Here is a 22696-nt window from a genome sequence, read left to right as displayed (position 1 = left end):
TAAAAATAAGGGAAGTTTTAGCACTAGGGGGCTGCCGATGTAAAGGCCAAAGTATGACACACCGTTGACAAACCGGAGCTATATACTTTAATATCAAATTATACAAGGTCAAACGGTTTGGCTTTTGTAACGATTCGTGAAACTTAGGCAGGAGGACGCCATGATCACCGTCAGAAGAGCAAACGACAGAGGCCATGCCGATCACGGCTGGCTCAACACCTACCACACCTTTTCCTTCGCCGATTACTACGACCGGCGTTACATGGGATTCAGGGACCTGCGGGTCATCAACGAGGACCGGGTAAAACCCGGAGTGGGCTTCCCCACCCACCCGCACCGCGACATGGAGATCATCTCCTACGTACTGGAAGGCGCGCTCGCGCACCGCGACAGCATGGGGACCGGTTCCGTGATACGCCCCGGCGACGTGCAGCGTATGAGTGCCGGCACCGGCATTACCCACAGCGAGTTCAACGACAGCAAGGTCGACCCGCTCCACTTTTTCCAGATCTGGATCCTGCCCGAGCGGACCGGGATCACCCCGAGCTACGAGCAGAAGTACTTCTCGGACCAGGAGAAGCGTGGCCGCCTGCGCCTGATTGCTTCCCCGGACGGGCATGACGACTCGGTTACCATCCACCAGGACGTGCGGTTATACGCGACACTCCTGGACTCGGGCGAGGAAATCGTGCATCGCCTCCCGGCGGGACAGCATGCCTGGGTGCAGGTAGCGCGGGGCAAACTGCTCGTGAACGGCCATCTTTTGGAGGCAGGAGACGGGGCAGCGGTCAGCAACGAAGACCTGCTGCGCCTGACCGCGAAAGAAGCGGTCGAGGCGCTGGTCTTCGAACTGCCGTAAGCGATTGTGCAGATAAAAAGGGGACAGGCTACTTTACGGTAAAAAGTAGCCTGTCCCCTTTTTGATGTGAGCGGTGACACTCCTCCCTCCGGAGGGGGGAGGTCGGGAGGGGGGAAAGGTTGTAGCTATCGCTCCCCCTCCCTAACCCTCCCCCTCCGGGGGAGGGGACTGTCACTCGATCCTTTGCACGAACCGCTCAGTTTTCGGAACTAAAATTACGCCGTCATTGCTGAACTAATGGCCCCTGCCTTCAGCTCAACTTCGTCCTGGGTGCCGCCGTCCATGTTCTTCAAGGGGGCGGTGCCACGGGAGATCTCGTCGCCGCCGATGATGAGCGTGAACCGAGAGTTGAATTTGTCGGCACGGCGCATCTGGCTCTTCAGGCTCTTCCCTTCGTAGTCGATCTCCACGGCAAGACCCAGACGCTGCAGGGCGCTCATGAGGCGGAAGGCTTCGGCATGAGCCTCGTCACCAAGGGCGGCGATGAAGAGATCCGGGCGACGGGAGAAATCCTTCTCGGCCAAAAGCAGCGCGACACGCTCGACCCCCATGGCGAAACCAATACCCGGGATCTGCGGACCGCCGATGGACGAGATAAGTCCGTCGTAACGGCCACCGGCGGCGACGGCGCTCTGCGCGCCCAGCATGGTGGTCACCATCTCGAAGGTGGTCCTGGTGTAGTAGTCGAGGCCGCGCACCATCCTCTGGTTGATGCTATACGGAGTACCGACCAACTCCAGGTATTTCCTGGTCTTGTCGAAGTGGTCGCCGCACTCGGCGCAGAGGTGATCCAGCATGGAAGGAGCGCCCTGGGTCGCTTCCTGGCAGCCCGCGGACTTGCAGTCCAGCGCGCGCAGCGGATTGGTCTCGTAGCGGCGCTTGCAGTCGTCACAGAGTTGGTCGATGCGGTCCAGCAGGAACTTCTTCAGCGCCTCGCGATACGCGGGACGGCAGCAGGGGCACCCCAGCGAGTTGATCTGCAGCGAAGGCTCGGTGAGCCCCAGTTCCTGGAAGAAATGGGTCAGCATGGTGAGCACTTGGGCATCAACCGTGGGAGCGGCAACGCCGGTGATCTCGGCGCCGATCTGGTGGAACTGGCGGTAACGCCCCTTCTGCGGGCGCTCGTAGCGGAACATCGGTCCCATGTAGTACAGGCGCGCCACCGGGTCCAGGGCGTGCATCTTGTGCTCGACGTAGGCGCGCATCACCGACGCGGTACCCTCCGGGCGCATGGTCACCTTGTTGCCGCCCTTGTCCTCGAAGGAGTACATCTCCTTCTCCACGATGTCGGTGGCGTCACCGATGGAGCGGCAGAACAGCTCGGTCTTCTCCAGGATCGGGATCCTGATCTCGGAAAGCCCGTAAAGCTCGAAAACCCGGCGTGCCGTGGCCTCGATGTGCTGCCACTTCTCGACCTCGCCCGGGAGAATGTCGTTGAAACCTTTGATACCGGTGATTGCCACGGTTAATCCCTCTCTTCGCTTGCGAAATGAAATGTGCCTACGAACAGACCTGAAAATTTAACGCAAAGACGCAAAGCCGCTAAGGCGCCAAGAAAATCGGAAGCCGGATAAAACCAGAATCCTTAAGATTCTCGGTTCACCTTTGCGGCTTCGCGCCTTGGCGCCTTTGCGTTAAGGCCTTAAAAACAAAAAAACCGGCTCGGCAGCCGTGCCCGGTCCGGTGCGACGTCCCTTTGTCCTGCCCCAGCTACCTCACGGCGGCGTGGTCAGCCTTTCCGCATGGAAAGCCCGGTTCTTGCCGGCGCTCTTGCCGCGGTACATGGCCTGGTCCGCCATCTCCAGCAGTTCCGCCTTCGTGGTGGCGTCATCGGGAGCACACGCATAGCCGAGGCTTACGGTGAGCTTGATGGCCAGACCATCCGCCTTGGAGAAGGTATGGGCCTCGATGGTCTTCCGGATACGCTCGGCTACGATAGCGGCCCCGTCCATACCGGTCTCGACCAGCACGATGGTGTACTCGTCGCCGCCGTAGCGGATCACCGAATCCACGTCACGCACGCTTTTCCTGACCAGAGAGCCGACCTCGCGCAGCACGCGGCTGCCGATCAGGTGCCCGAAGTTGTCGTTCACGGACTTGAACAGGTCGATGTCGAGGAACAGGATGCCGAGGTTGGAGCCGTAGCGCTCGCAGCGCTTCAGTTCCCGCTCCAGCACGACGTCGAGGTAGCGGTAGTTGTACAGGCCGGTCAACTCATCTATGTAGAGGAGATCTTTTGCGATGTTGTAACGTGCTGCATTGTCCAGAGCTAGAGATCCTTGATCGAGCAGGAATGAGATGTGTTTGCGATTGACGTCCCTGGGCAACAGGACTCCCGGGTCGTTGAACAGGATGATCACCCCCTGCAGCTCCGCCTTCTGCCGCAGATATACGCACATGGCCTCGGTGACTCCGTTGCCGTAATCGGCGCCCTCCGGGAGGAAGTTCCTCAGGAGCAGCAGATTCGAGCTGCCGTCATCCCGAAGATCGCATTCGCTGATCACCGCCTGTCCCAGCAGGTGCGCGTTCAACTCCTCGATCCCCTTCAGTTCGCGCAGCATCAGCTGTCCGTTGTCGGTGAAATATCCCAGGGCCCGGGTGGCGCCTACTTCTTTTACGACGGCATCCGTGAGCATCGAGTAGATGCGATCCAGCTCAAGGCAGTTGGCGATGTTCTGGCTCACCTGGAACAGGTTGACCAGCCCCTTCAGTTCGAGGTTCTCGTCAAGAAGCCTGCGCTGTTCCATGCAGTGCGCGACGATGTGGCGGAACTCATCCTGGTTGATGGGCTTGATGAGATAGTCGGTGGCGCCATTTTTAAGGGCGTATATGGCGGTTTCTACGTTTGCATGCCCGGTGACCATAATCACCGCGGTTGCCGGATCCAGCCTCTTCACCTCCGACAGGATATCGAGGCCCGACACGTCGCGCATCACCAGGTCGGTGACGACCAGGTGGTACCCTCCCCTACCGATCATTTCCAGCGCCTCTTCTCCGGAGGCAGCCACTTCGACGCTATAGCCGTCTTCCTTGAGCAGGTCTGTATAGACCTCTCGGAAAAAGCTGTCGTCTTCGACTAAAAGAATCCTCTCCATACTACGGATCTCCTGGATTGTCGGGTTATACGCGGGACAATGCGAGCATAAACTAGCAGATAGCAGTCTGGAGTGTCAATTAAAATGCCCCCAAGGACTCGATAATATAACAACACCATCCGCTTTGCAGTCCGCCACGATGGTACCTTCGAGGTCGGTTCGGTAGATCCTGGCCCCCTGCCGTTGCAATCTGTAAAGGGTTGCCATGGCAGGGAGATGGAAGACATTTCGGTAGCCTGCAGAGATGACTGCCGCCACCGGCTGCACCGCTACCAGGAACGGCTCGCAGGAAGAGTACTTGCTGCCATGATGCGCCACCTTTAACAGACTGCAGGGATGCCAAGCTCTCCGCTCAAGAAGCTCCTGCTCTTCTCTCATGCCAATGTCACCAGTGAATAGAACCGATGCCCTACCGTAACTCAGGCTGAAGGCCAGTGATGTGGCATTCGCGTCCGACTGCAGCTCGCTTCCGGCAACCGGCCACAACGGCTGCAGTTGCACGCCCCCGACCTGCAGACGAGGCTGCTCCGCCCTAAGCTCCCGCACCGGGATACCGCGCGCGGCGAGCACCCATTTCAGCTGCTGGACCTCCGGTGACGCCAGGGTGAGCGGGTGGGCCAGGAATTGACCTACCTCGTAGTTCGCGGCCAGGTACAGCACGCCCTGCAGATGGTCCGGATGACTGTGTGACAGCACCAGGTAATCGATGCGCCGCACCGAGAGGGCCCGCAAGGCAGGCACCAGCAGGCGTGATCCCACCCGGGTGTCGGCGTCGGTCGCATTGCCGCCACCATCAACGAGCATCCACTTTCCATCCGGCAGATGAGCCAGTGCAGCGTCCCCTTGCCCCACACTCAGAAAGTACAGCCGCAAAAGTCCATCCGTTGCTTGTGCCGCCGGTACGGCGCGAAGCGCGAGGGTGACCAGCAGCGGGATCGCGAATGCTGCACGATGCTGCCTGGTCTTTAGGAAGGTAATCGCGCAAAGGACCAGGCATGCCAGCAGGAGGTCAAAGCGATCCGGGATGTAACCGGTAAGCACCGGTGCGCGCGCCAACTGCTCCACGACTCGGTCCGACCAGCGCACCAAGGCGGCGGCAACGTGCAGCAACAAAGCCGCAGGTGCCTCCCAAAGACAGCCAAGCACCAGGCCGCTGAAACCGACGGCCACAGCACCGTAGCCCATGAGCGGCACCACCAGGAGATTGGCGATCAGCCCCACCAGCGACACACGCTGGAAGTAGTAGGCGACATGGACCGAAGTCGCCAGTATCGCTGCCACTGAAGCGATCAGCAACAGCAGCACCCATCGTACCATCCGGCGTCCCTTGTGTTGCGGGGGCGGCAGGGTCGGCGTCAGTACGGACAGCCCCCAGATGGCCAGGAAAGAAAGTTGAAAGGAGACGTCGAAGACGGTTTGCGGCGCGGCGAACAGGATAGCGCAGGCGGCCAGCATGATCGTGTGGATAGGGTCCACTTCGCGCTTCATTTGCAGCGCCGCCACGACGACGCAGATCATCAGCACGCTGCGCAGCGTTGCGGGAGCCTGGCCGGAAAGGAACAGGTAGAACACCACCATCGGCAGGGACGCCAGCATGACCAGCGGCTTCAACTTGAGATGCAGGGCAAGCCACTCGGACCGCCGGGCGAGGAAATAGAGGAATTGGCACAGAGACAGGAACACGATGCCGACATGGAAACCGGAAATGGAGAGGATATGATTCACCCCGCTGCGGGCGAAAGCGTCCTGTAACTGCTCCGGCACGTCCCACCTGTCCCCAAGGAGCAGTGCCTTCAGGACTCCCCCTTCCCGCCCCGGCTCGATCCTGGTGATGAAATTCCCCAACCTTGCCGCCAGCAGATCGATGTCGTGCAGCCGGCCCGCACCTGCCCGCAGCAGCACCAGGTCCTCTGCCGCCAGCACGAAGCCGGTGACGTGTACCTGCTGGTAAGCCAACCTGCGCACCGAATCGAGTTCGCCAGGCAGCCCCAGGTTGTGCGGCATCCTGATCCGGGAAATAAACCGTATCCTGTCCCCGGTGCTGAGCTCGGGCCGCCCTTCCTTCACGTAGACCAGTAGCCGCCCCGACACCCGCTGTTCCTGGCCGTCGACGCTTACCCCTGCCACCCGCAGATAAACCCTGCTCCCTCCGGTGGATGTCGGCTCGGGTCTGCAATCCAGCGTCCCCTCGATCGCCACAGGCCGGTCCGATGCAAACCGCTCCAGACCTGGCTGCGGTCTGAGGAACGGCTGCAACGACAGTTGCCCCCACACGAAAAAGAGCAGGGCCAAAAGGATCAAAAAGGGGTATCGGGAGCGGAAGAAGGAGGCGGCCAGAGTCATGCCGAGAAGGGTGGCGAGGCACCAGGTGGGTGGGAAGGTATTGAGCAGGTCAGTGGTCGCCAGGCCTGCGATCAGCGCGGCAAGAGGCACCAGCAGAGGTCTTTCCAGAGGTCACCTCCCCGCTTCCGGGTGTGAGCGCCATCACCAAAACGATTAAAAACAACACACGTTATAGCAGACGGCAAGGGTTGTACAACGGCGTCTGTGCATTCCCCTACTGCTGTTCAGACTTCGCAACGCACCCAAGCCACCGGAATTACAGCAGAAACCAAAGAACGAACAGCTGGATTGTGCAGGTTTAGCACAGACAAGGCTTCGCCGAGCATGCCGGGAGAGCCTACACCCTTCAACAATTTGACATGCAATATCAAGCATTTACACATGCGACATCATCTTGGCCTCTTTTGGTACGCCAGTTGTAAAAGAAAGGGAAAACGGCACAACATCCGGGAGGACATCATGGCATACAGAGATCGCAGCACCAATGAAAGGTCTGGCTCTTACGCTTATACCATCATGGAAGTACGCCTGAGGAAGAAGGGGGCGCCGGAAGGGACCAAGGACGACCTGCGCTACATGTCCGTGGATAGCCACTGGGACACCCTGCGCTTCGTGCAGGACAACATGGATCAGTGCGTGGGGAACGTGGTGCGGCTCAAGCGGACCGAACCGGTACGCCACACCGTGAACGAGAGCGCCGAACTGTTCCAGAAGAACCTCGAACCGCTGGTCTCTTCCCTGGCGGCGACCCATGGGCAGGGTGTCATGGATAAGCTCTCCGCATCGCTGAAGAAGGCTCTCCTGCTGATGGTGATGGAGCGCTACCAGAGCGACCGCGAGCAGGCCTGCCGGGTACTCGGCATATCCCGAGAGAAGCTGGAAAGCGAACTGAGACTCTGCGGCGTATCAAGATAACTGCTAGTAGTACTCCTCGTGATAGGAAGGGATCTCCGCATACCAGCGGGGGTCCCTTTTTGCTTCCACAAGCGCAGCGTCGACGGTATCGATGAGACGCTGCCGGTCCTTTGGATAGCTTCCCGCTAGGCTGAGAAAATTGGAGACGTGGTTGGAGCGCAGGATCGTACCCTGGGGCGCCAGCCGCTCGAGCAGCGCGCGGGTCTCCAGCAGGATCTCCCCGTGGCTCAACGGCTCGATCAGCTTCAGGAAGTCGTCGTTGTGACGCTGGAACATGGTGAGCAGGGAGAAGTATTCCGGCGACAGTGCCGTCACCCACTCCGCGGTGGCGGCAGCATGCTCGGCGCTGCGCTTTCTTCCGGCCAGCCCGAGGATCGCGGTTATGGAGAGCTTCATGCCGGCGGCCATCGCTTTTCGGCACTGCTCCAGCATCTGGTCCGGTTCGAATCCCTTGTCGACCAGGCGCAGCGTTTCGGCATCGCCGCTTTCCAGCCCGTAGTAGAGGATGCGCAGCTTCTTCGCACGCAAGACGGCCAGATCGTTACCGCTCTTGAGGTTTAGACTGTTGGGCGAGGCGTAGGCGCCCACGCGGGTAAGGGAGGGAAAGACATCGTTCAGTTCGTCGAGTATCAGCTCCAGCCCTTCCTGCGGATAGATCAGGGCATCGCCGTCAGCCAGGAACACGCGCCGCACGCCCGAACGGTAGCGCGCCGGGATGGACCGGATCTCACTAAAGATCTCCTCCAGCGAGCGGACCCGGAACTGCTTCATCTTGTACATGCCACAGAATCTGCACCGGTTTTGGGAGCAGCCGATGGTGATCTGGAAGATGAGGCTGCCGGCCTCGGAAGGCGGGCGAAAGAGCGGTTCGTGGTAGTGGAAGAACATGCGGTGATCCCCTGAGCGTGGCCATTTTGGTTCTGCGGCGGGTAATGTAGCTGAGAAACGGCAAAAGAGCAAATCCCCCCCGACTGTGTCATGAGCTGTTGCAGCATTTCCTGCGTGCCATCCTTCAACTGGCGACTGCGCCCCCCAAAAAGCAAATCCCCTCTGTCTCCCCTTCGCAAAGGGGAGGACGTCAGTTCGCGTGCAGTGCTTGATAGGATGCACGAGACGCCCTTTGCTCCCAAATAAATAAAAAAAAGGGGACGATGACATCGTCCCCTTTTCCTTTACTGCAGTAGCGGCCGCTCGTTACTTCAGGCGGTCGGCGTACATCGGGAAACGCTTCATCAGCGCGTTCACCTGGGTCTTCACGGCGGCGAGCTTGGCTTCGTCACCCACGTTGCCCAGAACCTCGGCGATGAAGCCTGCCACCTGCTCCATCTCGGCTTCTTTGAGGCCGTGGCTGGTGGCTGCCGGGGTACCGATACGGATACCGGAGGTGATGAACGGCGAACGGGTGTCGAAGGGGATGCCGTTCTTGTTCACGGTGATGCCGGCGCGGTCGAGCGCTTCCTCGGCAACCTTGCCGGTCAGCTCGGTCTGGGAGAGGTCGACCAGCATCAGGTGGTTGTCGGTGCCGCCGGAGGTGAGCTTGAAGCCGCGGCTCATGAGGCCTGCGGCGAGCGCCTGGGCGTTCTTCACGATCTGCTGCTGGTACTGCTTGAACTCGGGGGTGAGCGCTTCCTTGAACGCGACCGCCTTGGCGGCGATGACGTGCATCAGCGGGCCGCCCTGGATGCCCGGGAAGATGTTGGAGTTCAGGGTCTTGGCCCAGTCCTCGCGGCACATGATCATGCCGCCGCGCGGTCCGCGCAGGGTCTTATGGGTGGTGGTGGTGACGAACTCGGCGTAGGGAACCGGGCTCGGGTGCAGACCGGCGGCAACGAGGCCGGCGATGTGAGCCATGTCCACCATGACCACGGCGCCAACCTTGTCGGCGATGCGACGGAAGGCCTCGAAGTCGATGACGCGCGGGTAGGCGGAGGCGCCCACCACGATCATCTTCGGCTTGTGCTCGACGGCCAGACGCTCGCACTCTTCGTAGTCGATGGTCTGGGTCTCCTGGGAGACGCCGTAGGGAACGATGTTGAAGAGCTTGCCGGAGAAGTTGACCGGGGAGCCGTGGGTCAGGTGACCGCCGTGGGCGAGGTTCATGCCCAGCACGGTGTCGCCCGGCTTCAGCACGGAGAAGTAGACCGCCATGTTGGCCTGGGAACCGGAGTGCGGCTGAACGTTGACATGGTCGGCGCCGAACAGTTCCTTGGCGCGCTCGATGGCCAGGTTCTCGACCTTGTCGACCTCGTGGCAGCCACCGTAGTAACGCTTGCCGGGATACCCCTCGGCGTACTTGTTGGTAAGGACCGATCCCTGCGCCTCGAGCACGGCCTGCGAGACGAAGTTCTCCGAGGCGATCAGTTCGAGGTTGTACTCCTGGCGCTCAGTCTCGTGCCTGATGACTTCTGCCACTGCCGGGTCGAATGTTTCCAGTACTGACATGTCTGACTCTCCTAGTGAAAAAGTGCGTTGAAATGAGAAAACGGGACTCTGGGAGTCCCGTTCTGTGCTTTAGAATCGTTTGTCTTACCAGTGCCGCTGTGCTGATCCGCTCGCTTGTGGGTGGTGCATCATCCCTTGAGCTCGCGCTCCAGTTCGGCGATCTTGTCCAGCCGCTTCTGGTGCCTGCCCGCGGCAAACTCGGTGTCGAGCCAGGCCGCCACCATCTCGCGCGCCTTTTCGGTTTCCAGCACGCGGCCGCCCAGCACCAGGATGTTGGCGTTGTTGTGCTCCTTGGCCATGGTCGCCATGAAGACGTCGGTGGCCAGCGCCGCACGGATGCCGGGGAACTTGTTGGCCACGATGGACATGCCGATGCCGGTGCCGCAGACCAGGATCCCCTTCTCGGCAGTCCCCTCGGAGACGCGGCGGGACACCGCTATCCCGAAATCGGGGTAGTCGACGGAATCGCCGTTGTGGGTACCTAGGTCTTCGCAGGCAAGCCCGCGCTCTTCGAGCAGCATCCTGATCTGGTTCTTCAGCTCGAGGCCACCGTGATCGCTACCAAGGACTATCATGCCTAGACCCTCTTGAAGAGCAGCGACGCGTTGGTGCCGCCGAAGCCGAACGAGTTGCTCATGGCGTACTCGAGCTTCGCCTCGCGTGCCGTGTTGGGCACGTAGTCGAGATCGCACTCGGGATCCGGCTCGTTGTAGTTGATGGTCGGAGGCACTACCGAGTTCTTCATTGCCAGCAGCGAGAAGACGGCCTCGACGCCGCCGGCGGCACCGAGCAGGTGGCCGGTCATCGATTTGGTGGAGGAAACCATCAGCTTATAGGCGTGATCGCCGAAGACGGTCTTGATTGCGGTGGTCTCACCGACGTCCCCGAACGGAGTCGAGGTGCCGTGGGCGTTGATGTAGTCCACCTGCTCCGGGTTGATGCCCGCGGTGCGCAGCGCCATCTTCATGCAGCGCGCCGCACCTTCGCCGCCCGGGGCGGGAGAGGTCAGGTGGTAGGCGTCGCCGGACAGGCCGTAACCCACGACTTCGCCGTAGATCTTGGCGCCGCGCGCCTTGGCCGCCTCGTACTCCTCGAGTACGACGATGCCGGCACCCTCGGAGAGGATGAAGCCGTCCCTGCCCTTGTCGAACGGACGGGATGCGCCAGCCGGGTTGTCGTTGTTGGTCGAGAGGGCCTTCATCACCGCGAAGCCGCCGATACCCAGCGGGGTCACGGTGGATTCGGTGCCGCCTGCGATCATGGCGTCGGCGTCGCCGCGCTGAATCATGTGGTAGGCGTCACCGATGGAATGGGTGCCGGTAGCACAGGCGGAAACGGAAGAGACGTTCGGGCCTTTGGCGCCGTACTTGATGGAGATGTGTCCCGGAGCCAGGTTGATGATCAGCATCGGGATGAAGAACGGGGAGACCTTCTTGTATCCCCCTTCCAGCAGCGCGGAGTGGTAACGCTCGATGGCGGGGAGCCCGCCCAGGCCGGCACCAACCAGGACGCCGACACGCTCGGCGTTCTCCTCGGTGATCTGCAGACCGGAGTCTTCCATGGCGAAATGGGCCGCCGCCAGCGCGTACTGGATGAAGAGATCCATCTTCTTGATCTCTTTCTTGTCGATGAAATCCTCGGCGACGAAGTCCTTAACCTCGCCAGCGATCTTCACCGGCAGGTCGGAGGCATCGAAACGGGTAATGGGAGCGATGCCGGACGTGCCGGACACCAGTGCGTCCCAGTTCTTGCCGTTACCGGTCCCCAGCGGGGAGACCACGCCTACCCCCGTGACAACAACTCTTCTCATACTCTGAACTCTCCTTAGGTACTGTTGACTCATGGCCGCCCGGAGGCGGCATGAAAAAGGGGAAGCATAACTCCCCCCTCTCTACTAGGTGTGATCAGTGATGTAGTCGATTGCGTCCTGTACCGACTGGATCTTCTCGGCGTCCTCGTCGGAGATCTCGATTTCGAACTCCTCTTCAAGGGCCATAACCAGTTCTACGGTATCCAGGGAGTCGGCACCCAGGTCGTCCATGAAGGAGGACTCGTTGGTCACCTGAGCCTCGTCAACACCAAGCTGCTCAGCGACTATCTCTTTAATGCGTTTCTCGATCGAAGCCATTCAATTACCTCCATTTGATTGTAACGTTAGACGTTATTTGATTTGTTGTGCCAAAGACTGCTATTTCATAGCATGAAAAGTAGAATTTGCAAAAGGTATTTTTGGCGCTGAAAGTAAAAACAACGCCGTTAGACGACTCACATGTACATGCCGCCGTTCACCGAAAGAACGTGCCCGGTGACGTATGCCGCGGCGTCGGAAACGAGGAACAGCACCGCCCCCGCTATGTCATCCGCGCTCCCCAGCCTGCCCATGGGGATCTGCTCCTGGAGCGCTTCTCTGGTCTTGTCGGACAGCTCCGAGGTCATGTCGGTCTCGATGAAACCGGGGGTGACCGCGTTGACGGTGACGTTTCTCCGGGCGAGCTCCTTGGCCACCGACTTGGTGAGGCCGATCATGCCCGCCTTGGAGGCACAGTAGTTGGCCTGGCCCGGGTTACCCATCTCACCCACGACGGAGGAGACGTTGACGATCCTGCCGAAGCGCGCCTTGGACATGAGCTTGGCCGCCTCGCGGGTGCAGTTGAAGCACCCCTTCAGGTTGATATCGAGCACCGCGTCCCAGTCCTCTTCCTTCATCCTGAGTAAGAGGCCGTCCTTGGTGATACCGGCGTTGTTGACCAGGATGTCTACCTTGCCGAAGGCATCAACCGACTGCTTGAAGAGGTTCTCCACCTCGGCAGCCACCGAGACGTCGACCTTTACCGCCAGCGCCTTGCCACCCGCAGCGACGATCTCGTCGGCGGTCTTGGCGGCGCCCTGCTCGGTGGTGGCGGTCACCACCACGGCGGCGCCCTGTTGCGCGAGTTTGAGGGCGATGGCCCTGCCGATGCCGCGGGAGGCGCCGGTTACGACTGCTACCTGTCCGTTCAGGCTCATTACGCCACCTCCGTGATTGCTTTTACGCCTGCCGCGTCCTGCACGTTGACGCAGGCAGCTTCCTTGTCGATCCTCTTCACCAGGCCGGCCAGCACCTTGCCCGGGCCGATCTCGACGAAATTGGTGACGCCGGCGGCGACGATGTTCTGGATGATCTGTTCCCAAAGGACCGGCGCGCAGACCTGCTCCACGAGGAGCGGTTTGACGCGGGCGGCGTCGGAGTTGGGCTTCGCCTCGACATTGCTGACCACCGGGGCGGTCAGCGCGTGCACCTGCACGGCTTCGAGCGTCTGGGCCAGCCTGTCCGCGGCCGGTTTCATCAGCGCGCAGTGGAAGGGTGCGGAAACCGGAAGGAGCATCGCCTTCCTGAACCCCTTGGCCTTGGCGATCTCGATGGCGCGGTTCACGGCGCCGGTGTGGCCGGCGACCACGATCTGGCCCGGGGAGTTGAAGTTGGCGGGGGAAACCACCTCGCCCTGCGCAGCCTCCGCGCAGATTTCTTTGAGCACGTCCGCCTCGACGCCGAGGATGGCGGCCATGGCCCCTACCCCGACCGGGACGGCGTCCTGCATGTAGCTGCCGCGGGCCCTGACGGTCCGGAGCGCATCGGCGAAGTCGAGCGCGCCCGCGGCGACCAGTGCCGAGTATTCACCCAGCGAGTGGCCGGCCACGAAGGAGGGAACCAGCGGCGACTCCTCCTTGAGCACCCGGAATGCCGCGACACTGGCGGCCAGGATGGCCGGCTGGGTGTTCGCGGTGAGTTTCAGGTCCTCCTCGGGCCCTTCGAAGCAGAGTTTCGAAAGGGAGAAGCCGAGCGCGTCGTCGGCCTCCTCGAAAGCGACCTTGGCGGTCTTGAAGTTATCCGCCAGATCCTTCCCCATCCCGGCGTGCTGGGAGCCCTGCCCCGGAAAGATGAATGCATAGGATTGCATAGGTAACCTCTTTTCTTTTTTAGTTCAGCGACTGGGCACCTTCCCCCGGAGGGGGGAGGCCGGGTGGGGGGAAGCCGTATCGAGCCGCTAGGCACCCCCTCCCTGTCCCTCCCCCTCCGGGGGCGGGAACGTTAGAGGGGGACTATTTACCAGCGAACGAGTGCTGAGCCCCAGGTGAGGCCGCCGCCGAAGGCGTCGAGCAGCAGCAGGTCGCCTTCTTTCAGGCGCCCGGCGCGCACCGCCTCGTCCAGCGCGATCGGGATCGACGCCGCCGAGGTGTTGCCGTAGCGGTCCAGGTTGACGAAGACGCGCTCGCCGGTGATGCCGAGGCGCTTGCCGACGGAGTCGACGATCCTCTGGTTGGCCTGGTGCGGAATGAACAGGTTGACGTCGGCGGCGGTGAGACCGTTGGCCTCGAGTGCCTCCATGGCGACTTCGCCCATGGAACGGACGGCCAGCTTGAACACCTCGTTCCCCTGCATGGTCAGGTAGACCAGCCCCTCGTCCACGTTCTTGTGGCTGGCGGGGTTGCGGCTGCCGGCGCCCTTCTGGTACAGGATCTCCCAGTAGTTGCCGTCGCTGTGCATGTGGGTGGAGAGGATGCCGTTCTCCCCTTCCTGCGCCTCGAGCACGACCGCGCCGGCGCCGTCACCAAAGAGCAGGCAGGTGTTGCGGTCGTTCCAGTCGACGATGCGCGACAGCACCTCGGCGCCGATCACCAGGGCCTTCTTCACCTGTCCGGAGAGGATGAACTTCTGTGCGGTGGCGAGGGCGTAGATGAAACCGGAGCAGGCGGCGGAGAGGTCGAAGCAGAAGGCGTTGGTGGCCTTGAGGGCCTGCTGGACGATGCAGGCGGTGGCGGGGAACGGGAAGTCCGGGGTGAGCGTGCCCACCACGATCATGTCGATTTCCTCTGCCTTCACTCCGGCTGCGGCCAGCGCCCGCTCGGCGGCGGCGATGGCGAAGGTCGAGGTGTATTCTCCCTCGGCGGCGATGCGGCGTTCCCGGATACCGGTCCTGGTGACGATCCACTCGTCGGTGGTGTCCACCATCTTCTCCAGGTCGAAATTGGTCAGCACTTTCTCCGGCACGGCGGAGCCGGTGCCGGTGATTCTCGGTCTAATCATGAAGCAACCCTTTCTGTGGCGTCCGGGTTCTGGCCGGTACGCTCGCGAGGCTCACCGGGGAAGCTCTCGTTGAGCTTTTCGGCCATGCGGCCGTTGACCCCTTTGAGTGCGTATTCATGGGCAAAGCGGATCGCGTTCTTGATTGCCTTGGTGTTCGAGCCGCCGTGGCAGATCATCCCCACGCCGTTGATCCCAAGCAGAGGCGCGCCGCCGTACTCGGCGTAGTCTACGGTCTTCTTGAAATTGTTGAAAGCCTTGCGGCTCAGGAGGTACCCGATCTGGCACAAGAAGCTGCGCTTGATCTCGGCTTTGAGCATCTTGCCCACGGCCTCGGCCAGCCCCTCGGACAGTTTCAACGCCACGTTGCCGACGAAGCCGTCGCAGACCACGACGTCGACCGAGCCGTTGAAGATGTCCCTGCCTTCCACGTAACCTATGTAGTTGATGGGCTTTTCGCGCAGGAGGGTGCTGGTTTCCCGGGTAAGCTCGTTACCCTTGCTGTCCTCCTCCCCGTTGGAGAGCAGGCCAACCCTGGGTTTATCGACACCCATCACGAACTTGGCGTACACCTCGCCCATGACGGCGAACTGAACCAGGTGGATCGGCTTGCAGTCGACGTTGCCGCCGACATCGAGAACGAGGGTCTTACCGGTAACGGTGGGAAAGAGTTGGGCGATTGCGGCGCGGTCGATTCCCTTCATCCTTTTCAGGACGAACATGCCGGCCGCCATGGTGGCGCCCGAGTTCCCCGCGCTTACCACGGCGACGGCCTCGCCGCCCTTGACCAGCTCGAAGGCGACGCGGATCGAGGAATCCTTCTTCTTGCGCACCGCATCGGAGGCGGAGTCGTGCATGCCCACTACTTCAGAGGCATGCCACACCTCGATGTCCAGCCCCTTGCAGTCGTGGCGGGCCAGCTCGGCTTGCACCTTTTCAACGTCTCCGACCAGAGTTACCGGGATACCGAACTCTCTGGCCGCAGCTACTGCACCTTCTACTTCAACATGAGGGGCGTTGTCGCCCCCCATTACATCGACAGCAACTCTCATATTTCCCCTAGGGAGCGGATTCCGAACAGTCACGGCTTAGGTGAGACGAAATCCTAGAGCTCTTCAGCCTTCAGCACCTGACGCCCCTTGTAGGTGCCGCAGGACGGGCAGACACAATGCGGCAGCTTCGGAGCCTTGCACTGCGGGCAGGTCGAGACGGTGGGAGCGGTGAGGAAATCGTGTGCACGCCTCATGTTCTTGCGCGACTTGGAGGTCTTCTTCTTAGGTACAGCCATGGTGTTCTCCTTTTTACTTTTCTATCTTGATCTTCTTCAGGGCGGCCATCTTCAGATTTATCCCGCCGCGATCGCAGCCGCATTCTCCGGCGTTCAGGTCAGCTCCGCACTCGGGGCACAGCCCGCGGCACGACTCGCTGCATAACGGTTTATAGGGTACTTCCAGCGCGACCTGCTCGGCGATTTCGGGATCCATGTCGATCTCGTCGCCGCTGTAGGTGGCCGAAATCAGTTCCTCGTCGGAAAGCTCGACCTCCTCGTCCAGCTCTTCACCCTTACTCTGTGTATAGAAGATGGTGAAGTCGGAGGAGATCGGGTAATCGTATTCGGCCAGGCAGCGGGAGCAGGTGAGGCGCACCGCGCTCTCCACCTTGCCGGCGGCCCTCACGTGATCGTATTCCCAGATCGCGGTGACCTGGGCGTCGACCGGTGCGGTGAAGACACACTCGCCCGCTTTTTCCATCTCTACCAGTGCCGGGAAGTGTGTTGCAGGCTCCGACTCAGAGAGGTCGAGCTGCTTCTTTTTCACCTTTTCTATCTCTATCTTCAAAGGAAGATCTCCCCTTTTTCAAAGTTTCCCAGTATATAGATGGCGGTTTTTTTGTCAAGGTAAATCTAAAGAGAGCGGCGGGGCCACTGGCAAGGGTTCAGCCTGTGTCAGCACCGCTGCTGTCAGGCTCCGGACTCGCCGCGCACTCTACCAGCCGAGACGGTAATCGACGCTCACACTGCTGTCGGAGTCGGACAACACACCCAGCCGATGGGCCGCGCTTTCCACCAGGTAATCCAGTGCTCGCCCTTTCTTCTTCGCCGGGCGGATCAGCCGCGGTTCACCCTTGATCCCTCCCAGCCGCGCGGCCTCGTCAATCGCGTCCTGCATCGACCCGATGCGGTCCACGAGTTTCAGGGCCAGCGCCTGTTCCCCTGAGAAGATCCTGCCGTCGGCGATGCTCCTGACCTGCGCTTCCGGAAGCCTCCTCCCCTGGGCCACCGCCTTCACGAACTGCCCGTGGGTGGAGTCGATCACCCCCTGCAGCATCGCCTTTTCCTCGTCGGTCATGGGCCGCGCCGGGGAGCCGGTATCCTTGAACTTGCCGGTCTTGATGGTGAAGGCCTTCATGCCGACCTTGTCCATCAGCCCCTCCATGTTGGAGAACTTCATCAAGACACCGATGCTCCCGGTGATGGTGCCGGGGTTGGCGTAGATGAGGGTGGCCGGCGCCGAGACGTAGTAGCCGCCGGAAGCAGCCACGCTCCCCATGGAGACGACGACCTTTTTCGCTTTGGCCAGATCCTTTACCGCCGCGTAGATCTCCTGCGACGGGCCGACGACGCCGCCCGGGGAATCGACCCGGAACACCACGGCTTTCGCGTGCTCGTCCTTCTTCATCTCCCGCAACTGGCGTATGGTCTCCTGTCCGTCGACGATGACCCCTTTGAGTTCAACGATGCCGACGCCGTCTCCTCCGGAGAGGGTGTCGCGGTCGCCGACCAGGGCCGTGACCACGGCGACGCAGGCGCTGAAAAGGAGGAACAGGCCGACAACGAAGGCGGCGATCCACAGTAGCAATTTCTTCATGATTCCTCCGTCTCTTCCATATGCTGACATTGTTACGCACATCTGTGATCTCGTTCCCAAGGTCCACCTTGGGAACGCAAAGCCTCTCGGAAGCTTCAACCTCCTCGGATGCAAAGCTGGAGCTTTGCGCCATATGGGGTTCCCAAGCTGGAGATTGGGCACCAGGAAAAGGGGGATATTGATTGTCCCTACAGGAACAAACGTTTACAGCTTATTTTGCTTGTCTTTTACCGAGACTCTGTCCTATATCTGAACAGTAGGGTGACATAAAACATTTCGCACGCCGCCAACAACTCTACACTATGCAAGGCACGGCGCAAAATCAAATATCCCGCAGCGGGGTCTCGACTGAGTATCCTGCTGTCGTGAAAGAGATACGGGAAGAGGGACTATGAGAGTACTGGTAATCTCCGACAGCCACGGCAACTACGCCCACGCCTTCAGGGCGCATGAACTGGCCGGTCCGGTGGATCACATCGTTCATCTCGGGGACGGCTGCGAGGATGCTCGCATGTTGGAGGAAGTGCTGGCGGTGCCGGTACACCGGGTCGCGGGCAACTGCGACCTCGATCGCCGCGTACCTGCTGAGCTCACCCTCGAGCTCGGTGAATGCCGGTTCTTGCTGACCCACGGTTACCGTCAGCACGTAAAGAGCGGGCTATCTCTTCTGATAAACAGGGGAATGCAACTGGGGGCGTCGGTAGTGCTCTACGGCCATACCCACTGCGCAGCGGTAGAGGCAACGGACGGGATGCTGCTGGTAAACCCGGGAGCCCTCAAGGAGGGACTGCCCGGGAGTTACGCCATCGTCACCGTCGAGGGGGCCACGGCCAAGGCCGAGATCTTCCCTCTCTAGCTTTCTCTCTCTAGCAGCCGCAGCCACAGTTGTGGCAGACCTTGCGGTTCTCAGCGTCGGGAGCGACGGTTTCCGGCGCGAAGGCGATCCGGTTCACCGCGCGCCTGATGTCCTCCTGCAGGTCCAGCCGGGGGCTCTGGCCGATAACGTGGCCGACGCAGACGTTGCTGATGCCGTCCGACGGCGAAGCGATGCGGATGGAATTCAAAAGGTCGCCGTAGCCGTTAACCTCTATCACCTGCCCGGGGTCCTCCCCCAGTTCCAGCGTAATCCCGAAGCGCTGCAGTTCCTGCGCCAGCTCCGCGAAGAAGATATCAAAGGTGAATCCCGAAAGGATCGTTTCCCACTCCGGTTTGCTCTTGCTGCGTCCGTAACAGGTCAGTCTCATCTGTTTTGCCATGCTGTGTTAACTCCTAAAACCAAGGGGCTAGGGGCTGGGGGCTAGGGGCTGGTAAAACCGCCCTTCCCTTCTCAACACCTGTCCCTGTAATAAATTGTTCTCTCGTGGCAACAGCCGACCAACTCCCAAGTCTCTGTTGACCTCTGACCTCTGACCTCTGACCTCGCCCGTCTAGCCCCTAGTCCCCGCCTTTAACTCCCCGCGGCCTTTCTCTGCATCGAGCTGAAGATCATGTCGAGCACCGCCTTCTGCTTCGCTTCGTACTTGTTCAACACCGCAAGACAGGTCCCCATGGGGAACTGCTCGTGCAGATAGTCCGAGTCCCGCCCGGAAAGGATCACGATCCGGTTCTTGTCGATCCCGACCGAAAGGGCATAGTTGAAAATCTTGGAGCCGTCAAGGGTAGGCATCTCCAGGTCCACCAGCAACAAGTCGACCTTCCCCTGCCTCAGTATGGTCAGGGCCAGCAGCGGTTCGGTGCAGGTTATCACGTCCAACAGCGGGTAGAGCGCATGGATCTTGTCCCTCAGTGCGCCCACGAAAGCGGCGTCGTCATCAACGATCAGAATTTTTCCCATCCATACCTCTATGTATCTACTTAAGCACCCGGGTCGCAGCGGTGAGCACCGGGAAGGGGACATTCAGGTCAAGCAGCCGGGCCGCTTTCATATTCACGATGAGATCCACCCGCTTGGGGGTGGCCACCGGCAGGTGCACCGGTTTCTTCCCGCTCAGGACACGCGCCACGTACTCCGCGGCGATCTGCCCTTGCTCGGCGGGGTCCGCCTCCAGGGAGATCAGGGCCCCCTTGTGGGCAGCACCGGGCATCTGCGATATAACCGGGATCTTCAATTCATTGCAGCGATGGACGATCTTCTCGAAGGAGCGGCTTCCCGCTGTGCATTCGGTGACGTAGACGCAGTCGACCCTGGTGGCGAAGAGGGTGGCCAAGGCCGCGTCCAGTGCGGTCGCAGAACCCACATTGGTTTCCACCAGCACCACCCCGGACTGGGCCGCGATCTTGCGGGCCTCCTTGAGCTGCACCAGGGCTCCTTCCTCCCGGTTGGCGCAGATGATGCCGAGGGTCTTGATCTGCTTTAGGTCCATGGCGGTCTTGATCAGCGTTACCAGCGGAACCTTCGAACTGATCCCGGCGCTGTTATGCCCGGTGGAATTCATGCTCTTGGCGATCCCGGTTTCCACCGGGCCGTACACGTCGGCAAACACCACCGGGATGTCCTGGGCTTCGCGCATGGCGGCCAGCGTGGCGGAGGTGCCGTAGGCGACGATGACGTCCGCGCCGATGGCATTGAACTTCCTGACACTGTTGGACCAGGAGATGAGGTCCGGGTTGGGGGTCTGGGTGATGACCTCGACGTTGCTCTGGTCGTATCCCTTCTGCACCAGCGCCTTCACGAAGGCCTTGTGGGCCTCGCGGTAGCGCGGCAGGTCGCAGGTCAGCAACGCCGCGACCAGCTTTCCGGCCGCACGGGAGTCCGCCGCGGGGATCACCGCGCAAAGCAGCAGGAGCAGGAATATGGAACGGACCAGTGTCTTGATACGTTACCCCTTGGTCACCACCTGGCCGCGAGGCCGGCGACGATGGTGTGAACGGTGCCGCTGTAACTCTTGTAGGCGGACTTCATCTCGTTGTAATCGTTGAATGAATATTCCAACGTGGTGGAAAGTGCACTCGTGAAGCGGTACTCGCCGCGCGCCGAGAGCGAGGTGATCACGGTGTCCTGCTCAGTGATCTCCTTAATGCCGTCGGTACTGCTGGTAGTCGAAAAGTTGATATCGCTCGGCGCAAACGCGGCCGAGGATCTGATCTGCTGCGCCGCCACCGCGAGATCGCTCTTCGCGCTCAAGACATAGGAGGCGTTGACGCCGTAAATGTGGGATCTGCTGGAAAACTGCGAGACGGCCTCGCTGCCGACCACCACGCCGGTGAAAAGGATGCCCTGTTCCACCTCCTGGTGCAGGTACGAGTAGTTCGCCCCGACCGTGAGGCCCTGCAGCGGCACCCACCACACGCCGATGTTCGCGTTCTCGCTGTTGGCGCTCCGGGAGGTCAGAGGGGCCAGGGAGAAGGAGAGCGGTTCGAACGGGTAATTCACCAGGTACTTCCGCACCTCGTCGTTTTCGTCGCGGCGGAAGATGGCATGGCTGGTAAGCCCCCAACGGTTGTTGAGCGTGTAGGTCGCCAGCAGTTTCGCCTCTTGACGGTTCTGGAAGGAAGCGCCGTAGGCGGGGTGATCGGCGTTGGCATAGCTAAGGGTGGCGCTGGTCCTGAGCCCCTTGATGGGGCGGTAGTAGGCGGAGAGCGACCCGGTATGGGTCGAGGTGCTTTCCGGCAGCCCCCAACTGGTCTCCGTCGGCAACTCCGACACGTTGTTCCTGCGCAGGAAGTCGCCGCGGTACTCACCTACCAGCGCGAGGTCCAGGATGGGACGGTAGGAGAACGTGCCGGTTACCAGGTCGCGGGTGGTTTCGATAGGGGACTTGACGGTTATGTCCGGATCGGCAAAGGCGCTGTTGGTGAGTGGCTCGCGCTTGCTGTGATCGATTTCCTGGCGCCGGTATTTCAGGGCGAAGGTGTACTCGCGACTGGGGGTATAGGTGAGGTCCCCGGCGGCGTTTTGCAGGTAACTTTTCAGATGGCGGGCGCCGGTGGTGTCGCTTAGCTCGGACAGGTTCTCACGCTGTTCGAAGCTGTACGAACCGGAGCCGACCAGACCGCCGGCCAGCGAGGTGTGCAGTTTGATGGTGTGGGAAAAGAAGCTGCTGTCGGGGTTTTCGTTGTGCTGCCGCACCCCCCCGGCAAAATCATCCGCGCCGTTGAAGTGGCTGCGCTCCTGATAATCGTGCACCGGAGTTGGCAGCCGGTCCTCGAAGTAGCTTACCTTGAAGTCATAGATCAAGTCGACCGGGCCGAGGTGGGTGTCCAGCCCCACGCGCCCCTCTTGAATCTGCTGGTTCACGCCTCGCCGCTCGGCGTAGACCGTGTTGAGAGGCCCCTCGAAGGCGGTATCGGCGAAGATTTGCTGGATGGTCCCTTCCTTGACGTAGCGCCAGTAACCGAGATTGACGTGCAGGGGGAAGTTGTGCAACCGGTAGCGGAAATCGGCCCGGTCCTGCACCACGCTCACCCCGTAGTTCGTAACCGGGTCCTGAACAGATCTGTATTCAGCCGGTGAGGTGCGGTCGTCGGTCCGCCCGCTGGGGAAGGAGGGAGTGAACAGGAGCTCTCGGTCCAGGTTGTGGTACAGGGATTCCGTCCTGAGATGGAGACGGTAATCGCCCTTGTAGTCCATGAGCAGGTCGGCGTGGTAGTCGTTCTCGTTCAGGTAGAACCCTTCCAGCTCAAAGTTGGTGTCTTTCTCCATGTGCCGGTAGAAGAGCCCGCCGCTTCGGCTGGACTTGAGAAAGCCGTACTCCAGTGCACGCCCGCGGTTGTCATCTCCGAAGACGAAGTTGTAGCCCAGCACCCCGCCCTTTTGCTCCAGCACCTCCACCTGGCGCTCGTCTTCGGGCAGCGGCACCGCTCCGATTGTCGGCGGCTGTACTTCGGGCTCCTGGACTGCCGGGAGCGGCAGCGTCTCCCCGCCGGCGGGCGCCTGCTCCGCGGGCTCCTGCTCTGCAGGCGCAGGGGCGACCGCTGTTCCCTCCTGGTCCGTGGCGGGACCGGACGGTTCGTCGGCAGGAGCATCCTTCTCCGCAGCCGCGGCAGACTCCAGGCTCGCGGCAGGAACCGGCTCCAGTTCGGCCGCAGCGACCCCACCCACCGCCAGCAGCAGAAGCAGCAGAGGTGAGACGACCGTTGATATGAGTGGTTTTTCCACCATCCGGCTCCTTTC

The 22696-nt window shown here is 61.1% G+C and carries 22 protein-coding genes; 3 read left to right on the top strand and 19 right to left on the bottom strand.

Annotation, left to right across the window (positions count from 1 at the left end):
• Positions 1 to 136 precede the first annotated feature (136 nt).
• On the top strand, positions 137 to 859 hold the full coding sequence (locus tag KP004_RS05115; protein ID WP_239026946.1) for a pirin family protein: 723 nt from the start codon (positions 137 to 139) through the stop codon (positions 857 to 859).
• A 215-nt stretch (positions 860 to 1074) separates the two neighbouring features.
• On the opposite strand, the gene hisS is transcribed toward KP004_RS05115, so the two are convergent.
• From hisS to KP004_RS05100, 3 genes are all read right to left on the bottom strand, one after another.
• On the bottom strand, positions 1075 to 2322 hold the full coding sequence (gene hisS, locus KP004_RS05110; RefSeq protein ID WP_216801305.1) for a histidine--tRNA ligase: 1248 nt from the start codon (positions 2320 to 2322) through the stop codon (positions 1075 to 1077).
• A gap of 252 nt (positions 2323 to 2574) precedes the next feature.
• On the bottom strand, positions 2575 to 3954 hold the full coding sequence (locus KP004_RS05105; protein WP_216801304.1) for a GGDEF domain-containing response regulator: 1380 nt from the start codon (positions 3952 to 3954) through the stop codon (positions 2575 to 2577).
• Between the two features lie 75 nt (positions 3955 to 4029).
• Positions 4030 to 6387: a DNA internalization-related competence protein ComEC/Rec2 gene (locus KP004_RS05100; protein ID WP_216801303.1), complete on the bottom strand. Its 2358-nt coding sequence runs from the start codon at positions 6385 to 6387 to the stop codon at positions 4030 to 4032.
• A gap of 369 nt (positions 6388 to 6756) precedes the next feature.
• Between KP004_RS05100 and KP004_RS05095 the strand changes: the two genes are divergently transcribed.
• Positions 6757 to 7212: a hypothetical protein gene (locus tag KP004_RS05095; RefSeq protein ID WP_216801302.1), complete on the top strand. Its 456-nt coding sequence runs from the start codon at positions 6757 to 6759 to the stop codon at positions 7210 to 7212.
• Positions 7213 to 7215: 3 nt separating this feature from the next.
• On the opposite strand, the gene KP004_RS05090 is transcribed toward KP004_RS05095, so the two are convergent.
• The 12 genes from KP004_RS05090 to sppA form a co-directional block, all read right to left on the bottom strand.
• Positions 7216 to 8100, bottom strand: a complete 885-nt coding sequence (locus KP004_RS05090; protein WP_216801301.1) for a radical SAM protein — start codon at positions 8098 to 8100, stop codon at positions 7216 to 7218.
• A gap of 306 nt (positions 8101 to 8406) precedes the next feature.
• Complete coding sequence (gene glyA / locus KP004_RS05085) at positions 8407 to 9654, bottom strand: serine hydroxymethyltransferase (protein ID WP_216801300.1); 1248 nt, start codon at positions 9652 to 9654, stop codon at positions 8407 to 8409.
• 128 nt (positions 9655 to 9782) lie between these two features.
• Positions 9783 to 10229, bottom strand: coding sequence for a ribose 5-phosphate isomerase B (gene rpiB, locus KP004_RS05080; protein ID WP_216801299.1), 447 nt, complete (start codon positions 10227 to 10229; stop codon positions 9783 to 9785).
• A 2-nt stretch (positions 10230 to 10231) separates the two neighbouring features.
• The gene (fabF, locus tag KP004_RS05075; RefSeq protein WP_216801298.1) at positions 10232 to 11464 is read right to left on the bottom strand and encodes a beta-ketoacyl-ACP synthase II; all 1233 of its coding nucleotides are present in this window, start codon (positions 11462 to 11464) and stop codon (positions 10232 to 10234) included.
• A gap of 84 nt (positions 11465 to 11548) precedes the next feature.
• Positions 11549 to 11782: an acyl carrier protein gene (gene acpP, locus KP004_RS05070; protein WP_012531540.1), complete on the bottom strand. Its 234-nt coding sequence runs from the start codon at positions 11780 to 11782 to the stop codon at positions 11549 to 11551.
• 137 nt (positions 11783 to 11919) lie between these two features.
• Positions 11920 to 12660 (bottom strand): 3-oxoacyl-[acyl-carrier-protein] reductase, encoded by a 741-nt coding sequence (fabG, locus tag KP004_RS05065; protein WP_216801297.1) that lies wholly within the window; start codon positions 12658 to 12660, stop codon positions 11920 to 11922.
• Entirely contained in the window at positions 12660 to 13592 is a 933-nt protein-coding gene (gene fabD / locus KP004_RS05060) for an ACP S-malonyltransferase (protein ID WP_216801296.1), read from the bottom strand. The genes fabG and fabD overlap by 1 nt, the downstream gene beginning before the upstream one ends.
• A 146-nt stretch (positions 13593 to 13738) precedes the next feature.
• A complete protein-coding gene (locus tag KP004_RS05055) occupies positions 13739 to 14719 on the bottom strand; it encodes a beta-ketoacyl-ACP synthase III (protein WP_216801295.1) in 981 nt (326 codons plus the stop codon).
• Entirely contained in the window at positions 14716 to 15768 is a 1053-nt protein-coding gene (gene plsX / locus KP004_RS05050; protein ID WP_216801294.1) for a phosphate acyltransferase PlsX, read from the bottom strand. Before plsX ends, KP004_RS05055 begins: the two co-directional genes overlap by 4 nt.
• A gap of 53 nt (positions 15769 to 15821) precedes the next feature.
• Positions 15822 to 16004 carry a 50S ribosomal protein L32 gene (rpmF, locus tag KP004_RS05045; RefSeq protein ID WP_015721360.1) on the bottom strand — a complete coding sequence of 61 codons (183 nt, stop codon included), beginning with the start codon at positions 16002 to 16004 and terminating at the stop codon, positions 15822 to 15824.
• Between the two features lie 13 nt (positions 16005 to 16017).
• The gene (locus tag KP004_RS05040; protein WP_216801293.1) at positions 16018 to 16554 is read right to left on the bottom strand and encodes a YceD family protein; all 537 of its coding nucleotides are present in this window, start codon (positions 16552 to 16554) and stop codon (positions 16018 to 16020) included.
• A 147-nt stretch (positions 16555 to 16701) separates the two neighbouring features.
• Entirely contained in the window at positions 16702 to 17583 is an 882-nt protein-coding gene (gene sppA / locus KP004_RS05035) for a signal peptide peptidase SppA (protein ID WP_216801292.1), read from the bottom strand.
• Between the two features lie 391 nt (positions 17584 to 17974).
• On the opposite strand from sppA, the gene KP004_RS05030 reads away from it, so the two are divergent.
• A complete protein-coding gene (locus KP004_RS05030; RefSeq protein ID WP_216801291.1) occupies positions 17975 to 18439 on the top strand; it encodes a metallophosphoesterase family protein in 465 nt (154 codons plus the stop codon).
• 10 nt (positions 18440 to 18449) lie between these two features.
• Here the strand turns inward: KP004_RS05030 and KP004_RS05025 are convergent, their stop codons facing one another.
• The 4 genes from KP004_RS05025 to KP004_RS05010 form a co-directional block, all read right to left on the bottom strand.
• On the bottom strand, positions 18450 to 18839 hold the full coding sequence (locus tag KP004_RS05025; RefSeq protein WP_216801290.1) for a hypothetical protein: 390 nt from the start codon (positions 18837 to 18839) through the stop codon (positions 18450 to 18452).
• Positions 18840 to 19030: 191 nt separating this feature from the next.
• Positions 19031 to 19417, bottom strand: a complete 387-nt coding sequence (locus tag KP004_RS05020) for a response regulator transcription factor (RefSeq protein ID WP_216801289.1) — start codon at positions 19415 to 19417, stop codon at positions 19031 to 19033.
• Positions 19418 to 19433: 16 nt separating this feature from the next.
• Positions 19434 to 20351 carry an ABC transporter substrate-binding protein gene (locus KP004_RS05015; protein WP_239026945.1) on the bottom strand — a complete coding sequence of 306 codons (918 nt, stop codon included), beginning with the start codon at positions 20349 to 20351 and terminating at the stop codon, positions 19434 to 19436.
• Between the two features lie 62 nt (positions 20352 to 20413).
• Positions 20414 to 22684, bottom strand: coding sequence for a porin family protein (locus KP004_RS05010; protein ID WP_216801288.1), 2271 nt, complete (start codon positions 22682 to 22684; stop codon positions 20414 to 20416).
• Positions 22685 to 22696: the final 12 nt, after the last annotated feature.

Source organism: Geomonas oryzisoli (genome assembly GCF_018986915.1).
Lineage (GTDB): Bacteria > Desulfobacterota > Desulfuromonadia > Geobacterales > Geobacteraceae > Geomonas > Geomonas oryzisoli.
This window is presented reverse-complemented; position numbering and strand designations above follow the sequence as displayed.

Bases quoted from the DNA above. Each gene is read 5' to 3' on its own strand.
- rpmF (WP_015721360.1), bottom strand. From the start codon at position 16,004: ATGGCTGTACCTAAGAAGAAGACCTCCAAGTCGCGCAAGAACATGAGG.
- plsX (WP_216801294.1), bottom strand. From the start codon at position 15,768: ATGAGAGTTGCTGTCGATGTAATGGGGGGCGACAACGCCCCTCATGTT.
- acpP (WP_012531540.1), bottom strand. From the start codon at position 11,782: ATGGCTTCGATCGAGAAACGCATTAAAGAGATAGTCGCTGAGCAGCTT.
- KP004_RS05055 (WP_216801295.1), bottom strand. From the start codon at position 14,719: ATGATTAGACCGAGAATCACCGGCACCGGCTCCGCCGTGCCGGAGAAA.
- KP004_RS05030 (WP_216801291.1), top strand. From the start codon at position 17,975: ATGAGAGTACTGGTAATCTCCGACAGCCACGGCAACTACGCCCACGCC.
- KP004_RS05020 (WP_216801289.1), bottom strand. From the start codon at position 19,417: ATGGGAAAAATTCTGATCGTTGATGACGACGCCGCTTTCGTGGGCGCA.
- fabG (WP_216801297.1), bottom strand. From the start codon at position 12,660: ATGAGCCTGAACGGACAGGTAGCAGTCGTAACCGGCGCCTCCCGCGGC.
- fabD (WP_216801296.1), bottom strand. From the start codon at position 13,592: ATGCAATCCTATGCATTCATCTTTCCGGGGCAGGGCTCCCAGCACGCC.
- rpiB (WP_216801299.1), bottom strand. From the start codon at position 10,229: ATGATAGTCCTTGGTAGCGATCACGGTGGCCTCGAGCTGAAGAACCAG.
- KP004_RS05095 (WP_216801302.1), top strand. From the start codon at position 6,757: ATGGCATACAGAGATCGCAGCACCAATGAAAGGTCTGGCTCTTACGCT.
- KP004_RS05025 (WP_216801290.1), bottom strand. From the start codon at position 18,839: ATGGCAAAACAGATGAGACTGACCTGTTACGGACGCAGCAAGAGCAAA.
- KP004_RS05010 (WP_216801288.1), bottom strand. From the start codon at position 22,684: ATGGTGGAAAAACCACTCATATCAACGGTCGTCTCACCTCTGCTGCTT.
- glyA (WP_216801300.1), bottom strand. From the start codon at position 9,654: ATGTCAGTACTGGAAACATTCGACCCGGCAGTGGCAGAAGTCATCAGG.
- KP004_RS05105 (WP_216801304.1), bottom strand. From the start codon at position 3,954: ATGGAGAGGATTCTTTTAGTCGAAGACGACAGCTTTTTCCGAGAGGTC.
- KP004_RS05090 (WP_216801301.1), bottom strand. From the start codon at position 8,100: ATGTTCTTCCACTACCACGAACCGCTCTTTCGCCCGCCTTCCGAGGCC.
- sppA (WP_216801292.1), bottom strand. From the start codon at position 17,583: ATGAAGAAATTGCTACTGTGGATCGCCGCCTTCGTTGTCGGCCTGTTC.
- fabF (WP_216801298.1), bottom strand. From the start codon at position 11,464: ATGAGAAGAGTTGTTGTCACGGGGGTAGGCGTGGTCTCCCCGCTGGGG.